Origin of the sequence: Bacteroides sp. 43_46, assembly GCF_001915455.1 — a bacterium.
Taxonomy (GTDB): Bacteria; Bacteroidota; Bacteroidia; order Bacteroidales; family Bacteroidaceae; genus Bacteroides; species Bacteroides caccae.
This window is the reverse complement of record NZ_MNQN01000140.1, coordinates 1-18208: the sequence shown is the minus strand read 5'-3', so window position 1 is coordinate 18208 and position 18208 is coordinate 1. Positions and strand designations below refer to the sequence as shown.

General features: G+C 43.3%; 17 protein-coding genes and 1 rRNA gene. 15 read left to right on the top strand and 3 right to left on the bottom strand.

What is annotated here, in order from left to right; translation table 11 throughout:
- The 6 genes from rrf to der form a co-directional block, all read left to right on the top strand.
- A 5S ribosomal RNA gene (gene rrf, locus BHV72_RS17810) occupies nt 1–95 on the top strand; the annotation flags it as partial.
- A 174-nt stretch (nt 96–269) separates the two neighbouring features.
- Nucleotides 270–803 (top strand): DUF177 domain-containing protein, encoded by a 534-nt coding sequence (locus tag BHV72_RS17805; RefSeq protein WP_286857270.1) that lies wholly within the window; start codon nt 270–272, stop codon nt 801–803.
- Nucleotides 804–815: 12 nt separating this feature from the next.
- A complete protein-coding gene (gene rpmF, locus BHV72_RS17800; RefSeq protein ID WP_002562387.1) occupies nt 816–1001 on the top strand; it encodes a 50S ribosomal protein L32 in 186 nt (61 codons plus the stop codon).
- A gap of 120 nt (nt 1002–1121) precedes the next feature.
- The gene (locus BHV72_RS17795; protein WP_009122829.1) at nt 1122–2126 is read left to right on the top strand and encodes a beta-ketoacyl-ACP synthase III; all 1005 of its coding nucleotides are present in this window, start codon (nt 1122–1124) and stop codon (nt 2124–2126) included.
- Between the two features lie 89 nt (nt 2127–2215).
- Nucleotides 2216–3097, top strand: a complete 882-nt coding sequence (gene era, locus BHV72_RS17790) for a GTPase Era (RefSeq protein WP_004288269.1) — start codon at nt 2216–2218, stop codon at nt 3095–3097.
- A gap of 46 nt (nt 3098–3143) precedes the next feature.
- Entirely contained in the window at nt 3144–4457 is a 1314-nt protein-coding gene (der, locus tag BHV72_RS17785; RefSeq protein WP_009122828.1) for a ribosome biogenesis GTPase Der, read from the top strand.
- A gap of 227 nt (nt 4458–4684) precedes the next feature.
- Here the strand turns inward: der and BHV72_RS17780 are convergent, their stop codons facing one another.
- Both BHV72_RS17780 and BHV72_RS17775 read right to left on the bottom strand, forming a co-directional pair.
- Entirely contained in the window at nt 4685–5455 is a 771-nt protein-coding gene (locus tag BHV72_RS17780) for an ABC transporter ATP-binding protein (RefSeq protein ID WP_009122826.1), read from the bottom strand.
- Nucleotides 5456–5487: 32 nt separating this feature from the next.
- Nucleotides 5488–6231, bottom strand: coding sequence for an MlaE family ABC transporter permease (locus tag BHV72_RS17775; RefSeq protein ID WP_009122825.1), 744 nt, complete (start codon nt 6229–6231; stop codon nt 5488–5490).
- Nucleotides 6232–6430: 199 nt separating this feature from the next.
- Here BHV72_RS17775 and lptB point away from each other — a divergent pair, with 199 nt between their 5' ends.
- The 5 genes from lptB to BHV72_RS17750 all read left to right on the top strand — a co-directional run bounded on the left by lptB (nt 6431) and on the right by BHV72_RS17750 (nt 11435).
- Nucleotides 6431–7189 carry an LPS export ABC transporter ATP-binding protein gene (gene lptB, locus BHV72_RS17770; protein ID WP_004288278.1) on the top strand — a complete coding sequence of 253 codons (759 nt, stop codon included), beginning with the start codon at nt 6431–6433 and terminating at the stop codon, nt 7187–7189.
- A gap of 5 nt (nt 7190–7194) precedes the next feature.
- Entirely contained in the window at nt 7195–8976 is a 1782-nt protein-coding gene (locus tag BHV72_RS17765; protein WP_195620490.1) for a tetratricopeptide repeat-containing sensor histidine kinase, read from the top strand.
- Between the two features lie 81 nt (nt 8977–9057).
- The gene (locus tag BHV72_RS17760; protein WP_195620491.1) at nt 9058–9705 is read left to right on the top strand and encodes a response regulator transcription factor; all 648 of its coding nucleotides are present in this window, start codon (nt 9058–9060) and stop codon (nt 9703–9705) included.
- Between the two features lie 83 nt (nt 9706–9788).
- Nucleotides 9789–9980, top strand: coding sequence for a hypothetical protein (locus BHV72_RS17755; protein WP_022219422.1), 192 nt, complete (start codon nt 9789–9791; stop codon nt 9978–9980).
- A 54-nt stretch (nt 9981–10034) separates the two neighbouring features.
- The gene (locus tag BHV72_RS17750; RefSeq protein WP_195620492.1) at nt 10035–11435 is read left to right on the top strand and encodes a hypothetical protein; all 1401 of its coding nucleotides are present in this window, start codon (nt 10035–10037) and stop codon (nt 11433–11435) included.
- 92 nt (nt 11436–11527) lie between these two features.
- Here BHV72_RS17750 and rbp read toward each other — a convergent pair whose 3' ends face one another.
- The gene (gene rbp, locus BHV72_RS17745) at nt 11528–11776 is read right to left on the bottom strand and encodes an RNA-binding regulator (RefSeq protein WP_009122820.1); all 249 of its coding nucleotides are present in this window, start codon (nt 11774–11776) and stop codon (nt 11528–11530) included.
- Nucleotides 11777–12296: 520 nt separating this feature from the next.
- Here rbp and tig point away from each other — a divergent pair.
- The 4 genes from tig (at nt 12297) to recQ (ending at nt 18053) form a co-directional block, all read left to right on the top strand.
- The gene (gene tig / locus BHV72_RS17740; protein WP_087412870.1) at nt 12297–13652 is read left to right on the top strand and encodes a trigger factor; all 1356 of its coding nucleotides are present in this window, start codon (nt 12297–12299) and stop codon (nt 13650–13652) included.
- Between the two features lie 133 nt (nt 13653–13785).
- Nucleotides 13786–14448 (top strand): ATP-dependent Clp endopeptidase proteolytic subunit ClpP, encoded by a 663-nt coding sequence (clpP, locus tag BHV72_RS17735; RefSeq protein ID WP_195620493.1) that lies wholly within the window; start codon nt 13786–13788, stop codon nt 14446–14448.
- 2 nt (nt 14449–14450) lie between these two features.
- Nucleotides 14451–15695, top strand: coding sequence for an ATP-dependent Clp protease ATP-binding subunit ClpX (clpX, locus tag BHV72_RS17730; protein WP_087412871.1), 1245 nt, complete (start codon nt 14451–14453; stop codon nt 15693–15695).
- Nucleotides 15696–15869: 174 nt separating this feature from the next.
- Nucleotides 15870–18053 (top strand): DNA helicase RecQ, encoded by a 2184-nt coding sequence (gene recQ, locus BHV72_RS17725; protein WP_009122814.1) that lies wholly within the window; start codon nt 15870–15872, stop codon nt 18051–18053.
- Nucleotides 18054–18208: the final 155 nt, after the last annotated feature.

Below are 18208 nucleotides of genomic sequence, written 5' to 3'. Positions count from 1 at the left end.
CTGAGGTTCCACCTCTTCCCATTCCGAACAGAGAAGTTAAGCTCAGTCACGCCGATGGTACTGCGTAACAGTGGGAGAGTAGGTAGTCGCCGTTTTTTTAGAGAAGCCCCCGTATCGATAGAAGGATACGGGGGCTTTATTGTTTTCAGAAGGATATTACTGATCGGAATCGGGTGAAATGAATATAAAAAAGTGAATATTTTGTCCTAAATACTACATAATGAGGATAATTATTTGTATCTTTGTCGCCCGAATAAATAAAAGAAGCTTTGGGAAAGTTTGATAAATACAAAATAGATTTGAAAGGTATGCAGGCAGATTCATGCAAATATGAATTTGTATTGGATAACCTGTTCTTCGCTAATATTGACGGCCCGGAAGTACAGAAGGGTAAAGTCAATGTTGTTTTGGTTGTAAAGAAAACATCTCGTGCTTTCGAATTGAACTTTCAGACGGACGGAATGGTATGGGTTCCATGCGACCGTTGTTTGGATGATATGGAGCAGCCGGTAAGCTCTACAGATAAGTTGCTGGTGAAGTTCGGACATGAATATGCCGAGGAAGGTGATAACCTTGTTGTCATCCCCGAAGAAGAAGGGGAAATCAACGTGGCGTGGTTCATGTATGAGTTTATAGCTTTGGCTATCCCGATGAAGCATGTACATGCTCCGGGCAAGTGTAATAAAGCGATGAGCAGTAAATTAAGCAAGCATTTGCGTACTACTCCGGATGATGAAATGGATGAAGATAGTTTTGTAGACCCGCGTTGGGACGAATTAAAGAAAATATTAGATAACAATTAAAGATTAAAGAAAATGGCACATCCTAAGAGAAGACAGTCAAAAACAAGAACTGCAAAGAGAAGAACTCATGATAAAGCAGTAGCTCCTACATTGGCTATTTGCCCAAATTGCGGTGAATGGCATGTATATCACACAGTGTGTGGTGCATGTGGCTACTATCGTGGTAAGCTGGCAATAGAGAAAGAAGCTGCGGTTTAATTTAGCAGTTTGACTAAACTTATACTTGAATATCGGGCGTCTAAAAAGATTTGTAACATTCAAAGAGCAAACCTTTTTAGACCGCCGTTGTTTAAGTGTCTTTATAAGTAAATAAGATTAATGGAAAAAATAAATGCAGTAATTACAGGAGTTGGCGGTTATGTACCCGATTATATCTTGACGAACGACGAGATATCAAAGATGGTGGATACCAATGACGAATGGATTATGACCCGTATCGGAGTTAAGGAAAGACACATTCTGAACGAAGAAGGATTGGGTACATCATATATGGCGCGCAAAGCCGCGAAGCAGTTGATGCAGCGCACCGGTTCCAATCCGGATGATGTTGACCTGGTAATTGTCGCTACTTCTACTCCGGACTATCAATTCCCTTCTATTGCATCTATCTTATGTGACAAGCTCGGATTGAAGAATGCTTTTGCATTTGATATGTCGGCCGCTTGTTGCGGTTTCCTTTACATGATGGAAACTGCTGCGAACTTTATTCGTTCCGGTAGATACAAGAAAGTTATTATCGTAGGTGCAGATAAGATGTCCTCGATTGTGAACTATACAGACCGTGCCACTTGTCCGATTTTCGGTGATGGCGCAGCGGCCTTTATGATGGAGCCGACAACAGAAGAACTGGGTGTTATGGATGCCATGTTGAGAACAGACGGAAAGGGATTGCCTTTCTTGCATCTGAAAGCCGGTGGTTCTGTTTGCCCCCCTTCTTACTTCACGATAGACAATCATATGCATTACCTTTATCAGGAAGGTCGTACAGTATTTAAATATGCAGTATCCAATATGTCGGATATCAGTGCCGCAATTGCGGAAAAGAATAATCTGACAAAAGATACCATTGACTGGGTGATTCCTCATCAGGCCAATCTGCGTATTATTGATGCTGTGGCGCATCGCTTGGAAGTTCCTCATGAAAAAGTGCTGATAAATATCGACCGCTACGGTAATACGAGCGCCGGTACGCTTCCGCTCTGTATATGGGATTTTGAAGAAAAACTGAAGAAAGGCGATAACCTTATCTTTACGGCATTCGGCGCAGGATTTACCTGGGGAGCCGTTTACGTGAAATGGGGCTATGACGGAAAGAAACAGTAATGTAACCGTTATTAACAAAATATGATAAAAAGACGCATCCTATTTCGATTCGATGCGTTTTTTTGTCTTAATCCAAATACGTGAAGATTATGCATAAAGCAGGTTTTGTCAACATCGTGGGAAATCCTAATGTAGGTAAGTCTACATTGATGAATGCACTGGTGGGTGAGCGTATTTCAATTGCTACCTTCAAGGCGCAGACCACTCGTCACCGGATTATGGGCATATATAATACGGATGATATGCAGATTGTGTTTTCGGATACGCCGGGCGTACTGAAACCTACTTATAAATTGCAGGAGTCTATGCTGAACTTCTCCACTTCGGCACTGACGGATGCAGATGTGTTGCTGTATGTGACGGATGTGGTTGAGACACCTGACAAGCATAATGATTTTGTGGAGAAAGTGAGCCACATGGAAGTGCCGGTACTGCTGCTCGTCAACAAGATTGACCTGAGTAATCAGGAGAAGCTGGTGGAGTTGGTGGAAGCGTGGAAGGAGCTGTTGCCGAATGCGGAGATTATTCCTATTTCAGCCGCTACCAAGTTTAATGTGGATTACGTGATGAAGCGGATAAAAGAATTATTGCCGGATTCTCCTCCTTATTTTGATAAGGACCAGTGGACAGACAAACCGGCCCGTTTCTTTGTAAACGAAATTATCCGCGAAAAGATATTGTTGTACTATGACAAGGAGATACCCTATTCGGTAGAGGTCGTTGTAGAGCAGTTTAAGGAAGAAGAAAAGAAGATACATATCAATGCTGTGATATACGTTGAACGTGATTCGCAGAAAGGTATCATCATCGGTAAGCAAGGGAAGGCTTTGAAAAAAGTGGCTACCGAAGCTCGCCGCGATTTGGAGAGGTTTTTCGGGAAAACAATATTCCTGGAGACATTTGTGAAGGTTGATAAGGATTGGCGTAGTTCGGACAAAGAGCTGCGTAATTTTGGGTATCAGCTGGACTAATATTCATACGACTGTGATAGTCGCAAAAAAACAAAGAGTGTAACCTATGGGAAATTTAGTTGCAATCGTAGGACGCCCCAATGTGGGCAAGTCTACATTATTTAATCGCCTGACTAAAACACGGCAGGCCATTGTGAACGAAGAGGCAGGAACGACACGCGACCGCCAGTATGGTAAATCCGAATGGCTGGGACGTGAATTCTCGGTTGTAGATACCGGTGGTTGGGTAGTGAACTCGGATGATATTTTTGAAGAGGAGATACGCAAACAGGTATTGATGGCTGTAGACGAAGCGGATGTGATTCTGTTTGTGGTGGATGTGATGAACGGAGTGACAGACCTGGATTTACAGGTAGCTTCCATTTTGCGCCGCGCGAAGAAGCCTGTTTTGTTGGTTGCGAACAAGACCGATAATAATGAGTTGCAATATAATGCTCCCGAATTTTATAGCCTGGGCTTGGGAGATCCGTATTGTATTTCTGCCGTGACCGGTAGCGGTACGGGAGACTTGATGGACCTTATCGTTGGGAATTTCAAGAAAGAGTCCGATGAAATTCTGGACGAGGATATTCCCCGTTTTGCGGTCGTAGGACGTCCGAATGCCGGAAAGTCGTCTATCGTTAATGCTTTTATCGGTGAAGACCGCAATATCGTAACGGAAATAGCCGGAACGACACGTGACTCAATCTATACCCGTTACAATAAGTTCGGCTTTGACTTTTATTTGGTGGATACGGCCGGTATTCGCAAGAAGAATAAAGTGAGTGAAGATTTGGAATACTACTCGGTCATCCGTTCTATCCGTTCTATCGAAAATTCGGATGTTTGTATCCTGATGCTGGATGCTACGCGTGGCATTGAGAGCCAAGACCTGAATATATTCTCGCTTATCCAGAAAAACTCCAAAGGATTGGTGGTCGTTGTCAACAAGTGGGATTTGGTGGAAGATAAGACGGTAAAAGTGATGAAAACTTTTGAGAATGCTATCCGTAGCCGTTTTGCTCCTTTTGTGGATTTTCCGATAATCTTTGCTTCGGCATTGACGAAACAACGTATTCTGAAAGTTTTGGAAGAGGCGCGTACAGTGTATGAAAACCGTATGATACGCATACCGACCGCTCGCTTGAATGAAGAAATGCTGCCGCTTATCGAGGCTTATCCGCCTCCCGCCATCAAAGGTAAGTACATTAAAATAAAGTACATCACGCAATTACCGAATACGCAGATTCCTTCTTTCGTTTATTTTGCCAATCTTCCGCAATATGTGAAAGAACCGTACAGACGTTTCCTTGAGAATAAGATGCGTGAGAAATGGAATCTGACGGGGACACCGATTAATATATATATACGACAGAAATAAATAGCTTGTATAGGCTAAAATAGTTAAAAGACTGGCTCGGCAGGGCCGGTCTTTTTTTATCAGATTGTTTTATTTACATTTGTAATCGTAATAATCGAGATTGCCGTCATACTTGTGCCGCAATCAAATATATCGGGACGATATATATCAATTCTATTAACTGGTTTTATGAAGATAAGTGTCCGGGAATACTGTTCCGGACACTTTTTATGGAGAATGTTACAGACTTAACCTTCGATATTTTGTATCTCCACTTCTTTTACTTTGCGGAAGAGGTCGGAAGCAAAAATGAAGTTATTCAGGCGTTCGTTGGTAGAGGTAAAGATATCGTCTTTACTGCCTTCCCACTCTTTATGCCCTTCGTAGATATAGATGATTTTCTCTCCGATACCCATTACGGAGTTCATGTCGTGGGTATTGATGAGCGTGGTCATATTGTATTCACGAGTGATGTCCTGTATCAGTTCGTCGATAACGAGAGAAGTTTTAGGGTCCAAACCGGAGTTCGGTTCGTCGCAGAACAGATATTGCGGATTCAAGGCAATGGCACGTGCAATGGCCACACGCTTCTGCATACCGCCACTGATTTCACCGGGAAATTTATCTTTCGCTTCGATAAGGTTCACGCGTTCCAGACAAAACATGGCACGACGTGTACGGTCGCGCAACGTATCCGAACTGAACATATTAAGAGGAAACATTACATTATCCAGCACCGTCATCGAGTCGAACAAGGCGGCGCTTTGGAATATCATTCCCATTTCCCGACGCAGGGCCTTTTTCTCTTTCTTTCCCATTGTGAGGAAATTGCGGTGGTCGTATAGCAATTCTCCCTTTTCGGGTGTCAACAGGCCGACGATACATTTCATCAGCACGGTTTTTCCCGAACCGCTCTGTCCGATGATAAGGTTGGTCTTTCCGTTTTCGAATGTGGCATTGATATCCGTCAGTACCTCTTTCTCTTCAAATGACTTGCAAAGTCCTTTCAGCTCAATCATTCTTACTTGGTTTTGAATTTAGAATCAACTTATTAGCCCATTAACAACTGTGTCAATATGAGGTCGGCAAACAGAATCAGCACACTGCTGCATACTACCGAATCCGTAGATGCCTTACCTACCTCGATGGAACCGCCTTCGACCGTATAGCCGAAGAACGCCGATACGCTGGCAATGATAAAGGCAAAAAACAGCGACTTGATGATACCGCACCAAATAAACCATTCTACGAACATATATTGCAAACCGTATTCCAAATCCACAGCCGACATGATACCGCCAAACCAGCATGTGCAAAACGCTCCTATGATTCCGGCGAATATACTGAACGTCACCATAAGGGGAATGGTTGATACCATTGCGGCTATTTTAGGTAATATCAGATAGTTGGCAGAGTTGACACCCATAATCTCAAGAGCGTCTATTTGCTGGGTAACCCGCATCGTTCCAAGTTCGGAAGCGATATTCGAGCCCACCTTACCCGCCAATATCAGGCACATAATGGAAGATGAGAACTCCAGCAGCATGATTTCGCGGGTAACGTATCCCACTGTCCAACGCGGCATAAAAGGGCTTTCTATGTTCAGTTTGATTTGTATGGTAATAACGGCTCCGATGAAAAACGATATTAGCAGTACGATGCCGATAGAGTTTACGCCAAGCTGCTCTATTTCATTGATATACTGACGGAAGAACATACGCATACGTTCAGGACGGGCGAAAACGCGTCCCATTAGCATAATATATCTTCCGACTGTTCTAAGTGCTTTAATCATGACTCGTAAGTATTTGTCTGCAAATGTACACTATTTCAGCTTATTTTTGCTACATTTGCGCCAGTTTCACCACAGATTACGCCGAATGGCACAGTATTTTTACATAAAACACGATAGGGTTATCGTAATCTGCGGGGAAATAACGGTCTTGCCGACCGATATTAATCTGTATATGTATAATCTGTGGTGATATAGCGTTATGGAAGAAGAAAGCAAAATGGTACTCCGGACAGAGGATTTGGTGAAAAAGTACGGTAAGCGTACAGTAGTGAGCCATGTTTCTATCAACGTAAAGCAGGGAGAAATCGTTGGACTGCTGGGGCCGAACGGCGCCGGTAAGACTACTTCATTCTATATGACCGTAGGATTGATAACTCCTAATGAAGGACGTATCTTTTTGGATGATTTGGATATTACGAAATATCCTGTGTACAAGCGCGCGCAGACAGGTATCGGTTATTTGGCGCAGGAAGCATCCGTGTTCCGTCAGATGAGTGTGGAGGATAATATCGCCGCCGTATTGGAAATGACGGACAAACCTTTGGATTACCAGAAAGATAAGCTGGAGAGCCTGATTGCGGAGTTTCGTTTGCAGAAGGTTCGTAAGAATAAAGGTAACCAGTTGTCCGGTGGAGAGCGCCGTCGTACGGAGATTGCCCGTTGCTTGGCCATCGACCCGAAATTCATTATGCTGGATGAACCGTTTGCGGGAGTAGACCCCATTGCGGTAGAGGATATCCAACAGATTGTATGGAAACTGAAAGACCGGAATATCGGTATTCTGATTACCGACCACAATGTACAGGAAACCTTGAGTATCACCGATCGCGCTTATCTGCTTTTTGAAGGAAAAATCTTGTTTCAAGGTACGCCGGAAGAGCTTGCCGAGAATAAGATTGTACGTGAAAAGTATTTGAGTAACAGTTTCGTGCTTCGCCGCAAGGACTTTATGGTGTAGGCAGGATGAAAAGGGTGCTGTTGTTTGTAGGGGCGGTATTTCTTTTTGTTTCGGTTATAGGACAGAATACCGCGGAAATCAGGCGTGTCCTTGAAATAACGGACTCGCTTTATTCACTTGGTAAGGTGGATTCCGCATTAATCGTTTGCCGGCAAGCGGCTCCGTTGGTTCGGCAGGAAGAAAATCCAGGCGCTATTGTTTCATTTTATACTTCGCAGGGGGTATACCTGCGTTCTTCCGGTATGTTGCCGGATGCGGTGAAATCTTATGATACGGCTTTGGAATATGTAGGCAGACTGGACACGACATCGGAAGATGACAGACAGAGTGCTGTGGTGCTGTATAACAATCTTTCTACTCTGCACATGGATATGAAGTCGCTTGATAAGTCCGAGGAGTATGCGTTGCTTGCAGTTTCATTGGCAGATAAATGTACTGATAAAACTTTTCGCGCACAGATTTATACCGTCGCCTCTTCTGTTTTTATTATCAGAAAACTTTATGGCCAGGCTAAAGAGTATTTGGCGAAGGCGATTGAGTTGTCGCACGAAGAAGGGCAGTTTGATAAGGAATTGGGCGCTCTTACTTATTATATGTTGGTTCTGCAGAAAACCGATAGTTCGCAAAGTGAGATAAACCGATATGCCGGAAAAGCGGATTCTATTCTTTCCCGGGTAAATTCAGTGATGGCTTTGATAAATTATTACCAGATTTTGTTTGTGATCCGGCAAGATAATAAGGATTATCAGGCGGCTATTGCTACCGCTGATAAATTATTAAGTTTGGATGGAATCACAAGCTATCCTTTTCTTTTATATGATATTTATAATAATCTGCACCTGGCATATAAGAGCGTACATGATTATGAACATGCTTATGCGGCTTTAAGCCAAGCGCAGCAATTAAACGACTCCCTGTTTCAAAAAGAAAAGGCAAAACAACTGGAGGAGCTTTCTGTAAAATATGAAAGTAAGGAGAAAGAGCTTGAAATACAGAAACTGAACGAGGAAAAACGGTGGGCTCGCCAGCGTCTGTACGTTGCTTTAGGCGGTTCGGGAGTTATATTGGTGATATCGGGGTTGTTTTTCGCTTATTTCGTACAGCGGCAGAGGTTGCGTGCGGAACGTCAGAAGCGGGAAATGGAAACTCAGCGGCATGAATTTGAACAGTTGCAACGCGTCACGGAGCAGAAACTGACTCGTAACTACCTGGACAAGTTGGAGTATGAACATGCACGTTTGGCTAAAGAACTGCATGATGGCGTGTGTAACGACCTGTTCTCTATGGAAGTAAGTGTAGACTCGCAACAGGGCGTGCAGACGAGAGACTGGATTGCAAATCTGCGGAAAATCAGAGAGAATATCCGTCTTGTTTCTCATGAATTGCTTCCACCTGTTTTTCAGGAAGCTACCATCAATGAGATTATATCCGATTATCTGGAGAGCCTTTCCACGCAGGAATGTCCGATTTCTTTTAAAACTCTCCCGGAAGATGTGGAATGGGCGGTTCTGCCGGATACAATGTCGTTAAATATCTATCGAATTATTCAGGAGGCGGTAAGCAATGCGCTGAAGCATGCCTGTGCCACCCGTATTTCTGTCGTAATGGAATGGAAACTGCCCAATCTGGAAATCAGAGTCGTTGATAATGGAAAAGGGAGTGCGACACACAAACCGGGTATAGGAATACAGACCATGAAAGAGCGCGTAGCAGCTTTAAAAGGTACTTTCACAATAGATTCAACAATGTCGGGCACTACGATAATCGTGCTCATTCCTGTCTTTTAATATAAAAACTACGGTTTCCCGTAGGGTATATGTCGGCGTGTATGTTTAATTTTGTCAAAGATAATATAAAATAGACGACAAATGAAGTTCGACATAGTTCTTATAGATGATCATTCTTTAGTGTTGGAAGGGCTGAAAACTCTATTGAGAGATATTGCCGGCGTAAACAGTGTTTGTACGGTGACGAACGGCACTGAATTACTGAGCTTAATCAAATCACGAATATTCCATATATACATTACAGACCTTGAATTACCGGATATTGACGGTTTTGAGTTGATGCACAGCATAAAAGAGAATAATCCTCAGGCTAAAATAATTGTTTGTACCATGCATGAGGAGATATGGATTGTGAATAAGCTGAGGCATCCGGATATCAATGCCGTTGTTTTCAAATCTTCGGGAACCGAGGCGTTACGTGAAGCGGTGTGTGCCGTTATGGTGGATGAAAACTATTATTGTCAGCGTTATCAGCAGTTATATAAAGAGAAAAGCCGGCCGGACGATGAAACCGAGTTGCCGGATATGTTGCCTACTTCGCGTGAGTTGGATGTACTGAAAGCAATAGCCCAGGGTATGAGTACCCATGAAATATCCCGGCATCTGTTTATCTCGGAAAATACGGTTGAATGGCATCGGAAAAATCTGATGCTGAAATTTGCAGCGCGTAATGCGACCGATTTGGTGATAAAGGCACTGACGAAAGGTTATCTGACGATTCCACTTTAACGCTACAGCCGGAATAAGTCCTGCCGTTTGTAGGTAGTTTTGATAAACTGAAGTATAGGACTGTACTTAAAATCATTAATACCATGAAAAAAGTTGTTTTTACGTTAGTAGTATTGTGTCTGTCTTTAATGACACAAAGTGCTTGTTCCGGTAAAAGCGCCAAAGCGGAGCAGGCAACAGAGCAATCCGGTGAACAGGCTGCCGGAGAGAGTGTAGCTTCGCAAAATGAACTGTCAGATAAAATCCTCGGACTGATTGAAGATGCCGCAGCCTAATTTCAACAGTCGGTAAAGCAATAATCTGCATACGATTACTAAAATGAGAATATTATGAAACGATTTTATTATTATGTAATGAGTTTGGCTTTTCTGTGCGCACTTACTGCGTGTAGCGAAGATGATGAGCCTACTTCGGTTCCTCCATCCTCCAAAGGAGTGGAAGCGGTGAACAAGATTGTGGAAGTGTTGGAAAAAGAACACAAAGAAGTCAGTGATTTTGTGGAAGTTCTGAAAAAGGTCGATGTAACCAATCTTGAAGAAGATAAATTAACGGTCTTTGCGGTACGCAACGCTACCGCTTCGACGCGTGCTTCGGGGGCGGTTTTGGATTCTGCGTCTATCCAGCGTCACATAGCTAAAGGCAGTTATAAGGAACTTACGAATGTCAAAGGATTGGAATGCATCAATGGAGACAGCCTTCGTGTCACTCGTTCCGCTGATGGCAGTGTATATGTAAATGGAGTGATTATAGAAGGTAATTCCATTGCGGCGGGTAATAGTTATATCTTCATCGTTCCGGAAGTCTTGGCGGAACTGCCGGATACTCCGGTAACGCCCGAAACAGACCTGGCGGAGATTGAAGAAGAGTGGGACGCGGTAACCAAGGAGTATTTTGAAGGAATTCTTTCATTGGAACGCATCTTGATTACCGGTTCTGACCCGGAGGCTTTTACTTCGGATGAAACCCTGAAGTTTTATTCCGATTCCTTTTGGAAGCTGGCTTACGAAACGCTGGAGAAAGGCGTGGAATATAGGAAGAGGCTGGATTCAATGACGAAGGACGCGGCGGATTTACTTATTGATATCAACGTAGATATGGCGATAATCCGTTGTCATCTCTACGGATATTATGGAAAATTGCTTAATGGCGGGACGCAGATTCCTCCGGAACAGTTGATTGAGGATTTAAAGAAGTCGATAGACGCGTATCCTTCCCAAGCCAAGCATGCCATGAGTCTTTTGTTGGCAAAAATATATGCGGATAAAGGAGATTGGAATGATGCTTCGGAGTATTGCAAAAGAATAGAGAACGGCTCGTATCAGTTAACTTCTCTTTGGTCTCCCACGGAAAAAGAAGCTTTATGGAGCGGATACGAATATATATCGGAAGATGGTAATGAAGTTCGAATGCCTCTGCCGCTACTTCGCGAAGTTTATTTGTTTGCTGCCATAGCTAACAGCAAGCTTGGTAACCTCCCGGAAAGTATGGCATATATCGATCGTCTGACAAAGGGGTTTTTCGAAGGCAAGGAGTATGATACCACGGATGGAAGTCTGGCGTCATTGGCCAGGACACTTCTGCAAGGCAATGGCGGGCAGCTGTATCCTTATTATAGAATATTGAAGATTGCTCTGCCTGTAACGGGTGCTCAAGATAAACATCATTATCTTCCCATCCCTCAAAAAGTATTGGATGAAAATCCGGAGATAATCCAGAATCCCGGTTATTGATAAACTCTCTCTCTTCTCTAATAAATAAAAAGAGGATATGTCAAATTGAATGTTGACATATCCTCTTGTCTTTTCTCCTTTAATCTATATGATTAGTATTTCGGAGGTCTTGCTTCTTTTACTACCATCTGGCGGCCGAAGAATTCAGCGCCGTCCAGTTCGGCAATGGCTTTGGCAGCAGCTGCACTGTCTTCCATTTCTACGAATGCAATGCCTCTGAAACGTCCGGTTGCGCGGTCCATGATAAATTTAACAGAAGATACTGTACCGTAATCTTCCATAACCTTCTGCAGGTCATCTTCCTTAACACGGTAGTTAAGGTTTCCAACATAAATGTTCATAATGAAAATGTAAATAAATAAAAATAAATAAAACTCTCTTTTAGAAAGACGGCTGAATAATAAAAGGATCACAACGACAGAGAGTTTACAAATACGTTTTTTCAACGGAAGTAAAAACCATGTAATGGAAATCGAGAAACTAATGTGCCATCATTCTGCGACAAAGGAACACATTAATTTCGGATATACAATACTTTTTCTCAATTATTTTTATTTTTCTTGTTTCACGGCAGGGAATAACTCTTTGATTCATACGTTTTTTTGAGCCTATCCGGCCGGTTATATCTACCGACGGGTAATATGTCTTGCTTACACAGAGATATCTTTCCTTTTGCAACATCCTTTGATTTATAGAATGGTACGTGTACCAAACATAAGAACCGGGATGGAAAAGTTTTTGGTGAGGGGCGACAGAGGAAATAATTGCCTGTGTTTTTTGATAATTGAAAGATTAACACTAATTTTGCACGCTCAAATTGGAGAACGAAATAAAGTATAAATCAAATAAATAATTGTCAGAATGAACGTTTCATTGCAAAACATTGACAAAGTAAGCGCATTGCTTACTGTAAAGCTTGAGAAAGCAGACTATCAGGAAAAGGTAGACAAATCATTGAAGAACTTCCGTCAGAAAGCTCAAATCCCCGGTTTCCGTAAAGGTATGGTTCCGATGAGCCTGGTGAAGAAGATGTATGGTAAGTCGGTATTGGCTGAAGAGGTTAATAAGCTTCTTTCTGATTCCGTATATAAGTATATTCAAGATAATAAGGTGAATATGTTGGGTGAGCCTCTGCCTAATGAAGACAAGCAGAAAGCTATCGACTTCGACACAATGGAAGAATTTGAATTCCTGTTCGACATAGCTTTGTCTCCGGAATTCAAAGCTGAGGTTGCTGCCGCCGATAAAGTGGATTACTATACGATTGATGTAACCGAAGAAATGGTTGACAACCAGGTAAAGGCTTATACGCAGCGTAACGGTAAATACGAAAAGGTGGACGCTTATGCCGATAACGATATGTTGAAAGGTTTGCTCGCCGAACTGGATGCAGAAGGCAATACCAAAGAAGGCGGTATTCAGGTGGAAGGTGCCGTGATGATGCCGGCTTATATGAAGAACGACGACCAGAAAGCTATCTTTGCCAACGCAAAGGTGAACGACGTACTCGTGTTCAATCCTTATGCCGCATGGGACGGTAATGCAGCCGAACTTTCTTCTCTGTTGAAGATTGACAAAGAAGCTGTCGCCGAAATGAAATCCGATTTCAGCTTCCAGGTAGAAGAAATTACTCGCTTCGTGGCAGGTGAACTGAACCAGGAGATTTTCGACCAGGTATTTGGCGAAGGTGTTGTCAAGACCGAAGAAGAATTCCGTGCCAAGGTAAAAGAAGTTATTGCTAACCAGTTTGCTGCTGACAGCGATTATAAGTTCTTGTTGGATGTTCGTAAAATGTTGATGGAAAAAGTCGGTAAACTGGAATTCCCGGATGCGTTGCTGAAACGTATCATGCGTCTGAACAACCAGGACAAAGACGAAAAGTTCGTAGAAGACAATTACGACAAGAGTATCGAAGAACTGACTTGGCATCTGATTAAAGAACAGCTGGTGAAAGCCAACGATATTAAAGTTGAACAGGATGACATCCTTAATATGGCAAAAGAAGCTACCCGTGCACAGTTTGCACAGTACGGTATGCTGAGCGTGCCCGAAGAAATCCTCGACAACTATGCAAAAGAAATGTTGAAGAAGAAAGAAAGCATCGAGGGCTTGGTGAACCGTGTCGTTGAAACGAAACTGGCTTCGGCCCTGAAGACTCAGGTAACGCTGGAAAACAAGAACATTTCAGCCGAAGAGTTTAATAAAATGCTTGCATAATACTTTGGCGGGAAACCGCTGGTTTTTATAAAGAAACACAGAGTTTGACAAACTATAACTCTGTGTTTTTTTGTGTCTCTGTGTTCTTTTTCGTTTCTTTGCATTCACATTAAAAATTAAAAACAGAAAGACAATGGATGATTTTAGAAAATACGCTACCAAGCATTTGGGAATGAGCAGCTTGGTGTTGGATGATGTGATTAAGTCACAAGCCGGGTATTTAAATCCCTATATTCTGGAAGAGCGTCAGCTGAATGTAACCCAGTTGGATGTGTTCTCCCGCCTGATGATGGACCGCATTATTTTCCTCGGTACGCAGATAGACGACTATACAGCCAATACCTTGCAGGCTCAGTTGTTGTACCTGGATTCCGTAGACCCGGGTAAAGATATCTCTATCTATATCAACTCTCCGGGCGGTTCGGTATATGCCGGACTGGGCATTTATGATACCATGCAGTTTATCAGCAGCGATGTGGCTACCATCTGTACCGGTATGGCGGCCAGTATGGCGGCGGTGTTGCTGGTGGCCGGAGCGGAAGGCAAGCGTTCTGCGCTGACGCACTCGCGTGTGATGATTCACCAGCCGATGGGCGGTGCGCAAGGACAAGCTTCGGACATTGAAATCACGGCGCGTGAAATCCAAAAATTGAAGAAAGAACTTTATACTATCATAGCCGACCACTCGCATACGTCTTTCGACAAGGTGTGGGCCGATTCCGACCGTGACTATTGGATGACGGCGCAAGAGGCCAAAGAGTATGGTATGATAGACCTAGTTTATACGAAGAAATAAATATGGCAGACTCTAAACGAAACAAAAACAGATGCAGCTTCTGCGGGCGTTCGGAAGATGAGGTCGGATTCCTCATAACGGGAATGAACGGTTACATCTGTGACAGTTGCGCTACCCAGGCCTACGAGATTACTCAAGAGGCTTTGGGTGCCAAGAAAGGCGATGACGCTACGAAACTGAATCTGAAAGAACTTCCTAAACCGGTAGAGATTAAGAATTTTCTCGATCAGTATGTTATCGGACAGGATGATGCGAAACGTTTCCTGTCGGTATCTGTGTACAATCATTATAAGCGTCTGTTGCAGAAGGCGGGAGATGATGATGTGGAGATTGAAAAGTCCAATATCATCATGGTGGGCAGTACCGGAACCGGTAAGACTTTACTTGCCCGTACCATTGCCAAACTGCTGCATGTGCCTTTCACTATCGTGGATGCAACCGTACTGACGGAAGCCGGTTATGTAGGCGAGGATATCGAAAGCATCCTTACCCGTCTGTTACAGGTGGCGGACTATAATGTGGCGCAAGCGGAGCAAGGTATCGTGTTCATAGATGAAATAGACAAGATTGCCCGTAAAAGCGACAATCCTTCCATTACCCGTGATGTAAGCGGCGAAGGTGTACAGCAGGGATTGCTGAAGCTGTTGGAAGGTTCTGTCGTGAACGTTCCCCCTCAGGGCGGACGCAAGCATCCCGACCAGAAGATGATTCCGGTGAATACCAAGAATATATTGTTTATTTGCGGCGGCGCATTCGACGGCATCGAGAAAAAAATAGCGCAACGCCTCAATACCAATGTAGTAGGTTATGGTGCGGTACGTAATACGGCGTCCATTGACAAGAATAACATGATGCAGTATATTGCTCCGCAGGATTTGAAGTCGTTCGGCCTGATTCCCGAAATCATCGGTCGTCTGCCGGTATTAACCTATTTGAATCCCTTGGACCGTACGGCATTACGTTCCATTCTGACGGAGCCGAAGAATTCCATTATCAAGCAATACGTCAAGCTGTTTGAAATGGACGGTGTAAAGCTGACTTTTGAAGATGCGGTGTTTGAGTACATTGTAGACAAAGCTGTTGAATACAAGTTGGGAGCCCGCGGTCTACGTTCCATAGTAGAAACTATTATGATGGATGTGATGTTTGAAATCCCTTCCGAACACAAAGATAGTTTTGTCGTAACCTTGGACTATGCCCGCCGCCAGTTGGAAAAAGCGAATATAGCGAGACTTCAAAGTGCTTAAAATCAAAAGGTAATACAAATAAGGCTGACTTTTTTGTGTTTTATTGAAAAATATTCGGCGGATTATGCTTGAAATTTAAGAAGTTGTTTATAACTTTGTTAGAGTTCTTGAAAATAAGAAACGTCATGTAGCGGCGTTATTAATTGCTTAACTCAATAAACAACCTAATGAATCATGGCAGGGAAGAAGATTAATTTGACAGACCAGCTGAAGAACTACTTCGGGTTCGACACTTTTAAAGGAAATCAGGAAGCAATCATACAGAATCTGCTGGCAGGTAACGATACTTTCGTGTTGATGCCTACCGGTGGCGGAAAGTCTTTGTGCTATCAGTTACCTTCTTTGTTGATGGACGGCACGGCTATTGTGATTTCCCCCTTGATTGCCCTGATGAAGAACCAGGTCGACGCGATGCGTAACTTCAGCGAGGAAGACGGGATAGCCCATTTCATTAATTCTTCCCTGAACAAGAGCGCGATAGACCAAGTGAAGTCCGATATCCTTGCAGGACGGACAAAACTGCTGTATGTAGCTCCGGAATCTTTGACAAAAGAAGAAAACGTGGAGTTCTTGAAAACAGTGAAGATTTCTTTCTATGCCGTAGATGAGGCTCACTGTATTTCGGAATGGGGACATGACTTCCGGCCGGAATATCGCCGTATTCGTCCTATTATCAATGAAATCGGAAAAGCTCCGCTCATTGCGTTGACTGCGACGGCTACACCGAAAGTGCAGCACGATATCCAAAAGAATCTGGGTATGGTGGAAGCGCAAGTGTTTAAGTCATCGTTCAATCGCCCGAATCTTTATTATGAGGTACGTCCCAAGACTGCAAACGTAGATAAGGATATTATCAAGTTCATCAAGAATAATCCGGAAAAGTCGGGCATCATCTATTGCCTGAGCCGGAAGAAAGTAGAGGAACTTGCTGAAATACTTCAGGCGAACGGGATTAATGCCCGTGCCTATCATGCCGGAATGGATTCGGCCACACGAACACAGAACCAAGACGATTTCCTTATGGAAAAAATCGATGTGATTGTGGCTACTATTGCTTTCGGCATGGGTATTGACAAACCTGATGTGCGTTATGTGATTCATTATGATATTCCGAAAAGTCTGGAGGGATATTACCAGGAAACCGGACGTGCCGGAAGAGACGGAGGCGAAGGACAGTGCATTACTTTTTATACGAATAAAGACCTGCAGAAACTGGAAAAGTTTATGCAAGGCAAGCCTGTTGCAGAGCAGGAAATTGGCAAGCAGCTTCTGCTGGAAACCGCTGCGTATGCCGAATCATCCGTTTGTCGCCGAAAGACGTTGCTACACTATTTCGGTGAGGAGTATACGGAAGAAAATTGTGGAAATTGTGACAACTGTTTAAATCCGAAAAAACAAGTGGAAGCTCAGGAATTATTGTGCACCGTGATAGAAGCTATTCTTGCGGTAAAAGAAAATTTTAAAGCAGACTATATTATAGACATTATACAAGGAAAAGAAACTTCGGAAGTGCAGGCGCATCTGCACGAGGACTTGGAAGTTTTCGGTTCCGGTATGGGAGAAGAAGACAAAACTTGGAATGCTGTTATCCGCCAGGCATTGATTGCCGGTTATTTGACTAAGGAAGTAGAAAACTATGGCTTGTTGAAGGTGACAGAAGAAGGAAAAAAATTCTTGAAGCATCCTAAGTCCTTTAAGATTACGGAAGATAATGATTTCGAGGAAGTGGAAGAAGAAGCGCCGGCACGCGGTGGAGGCGCTTGTGCGGTAGACCCTGCACTCTACTCCATGTTGAAAGACTTGCGTAAGAAGCTCTCCAAGAAGCTGGAAGTGCCGCCTTATGTTATATTCCAAGACCCTTCTTTGGAAGCGATGGCTACTATTTATCCGGTAACCTTGGATGAATTGCAGAATATTCCGGGTGTGGGAGCCGGTAAGGCGAAACGCTATGGCGAGGAGTTTTGCAAACTGATTAAACGCCATTGCGAGGAAAACGAAATAGAACGTCCTGAAGATTTGCGTGTACGCACCGTAGCCAATAAATCCAAGATGAAGGTGGCTATTATTCAGGCTATTGACCGTAAGGTGGCGTTGGATGATATCGCTATGTCGAAAGGAATCGAGTTTGAGGAGCTGCTGGATGAAATAGAAGCTATTGTTTATTCCGGCACGAAACTGAACATCGACTACTTCCTGGAAGATATCATGGACGAAGACCATCTGTTGGATATATACGATTACTTTAAAGAATCTACTACGGACGATATCGATGACGCCTTGGATGAACTGGGAGATGATTTCACAGAAGAAGAGGTGCGCTTGGTACGTATTAAATTCATCTCCGAAATGGCGAATTGATCTTCGGGCTGTGATTTAAAAAAAGAAAAAAATATTGCGTGTAAATATACGAAATGGAATAAAAACCGTATGTTTAGATTGGGTACTGTTTGTCAGTAACTTACAAAGTTAGTTCCTCAAATTTGTACTTATCTAGCCTTTTTTGAACAACACAA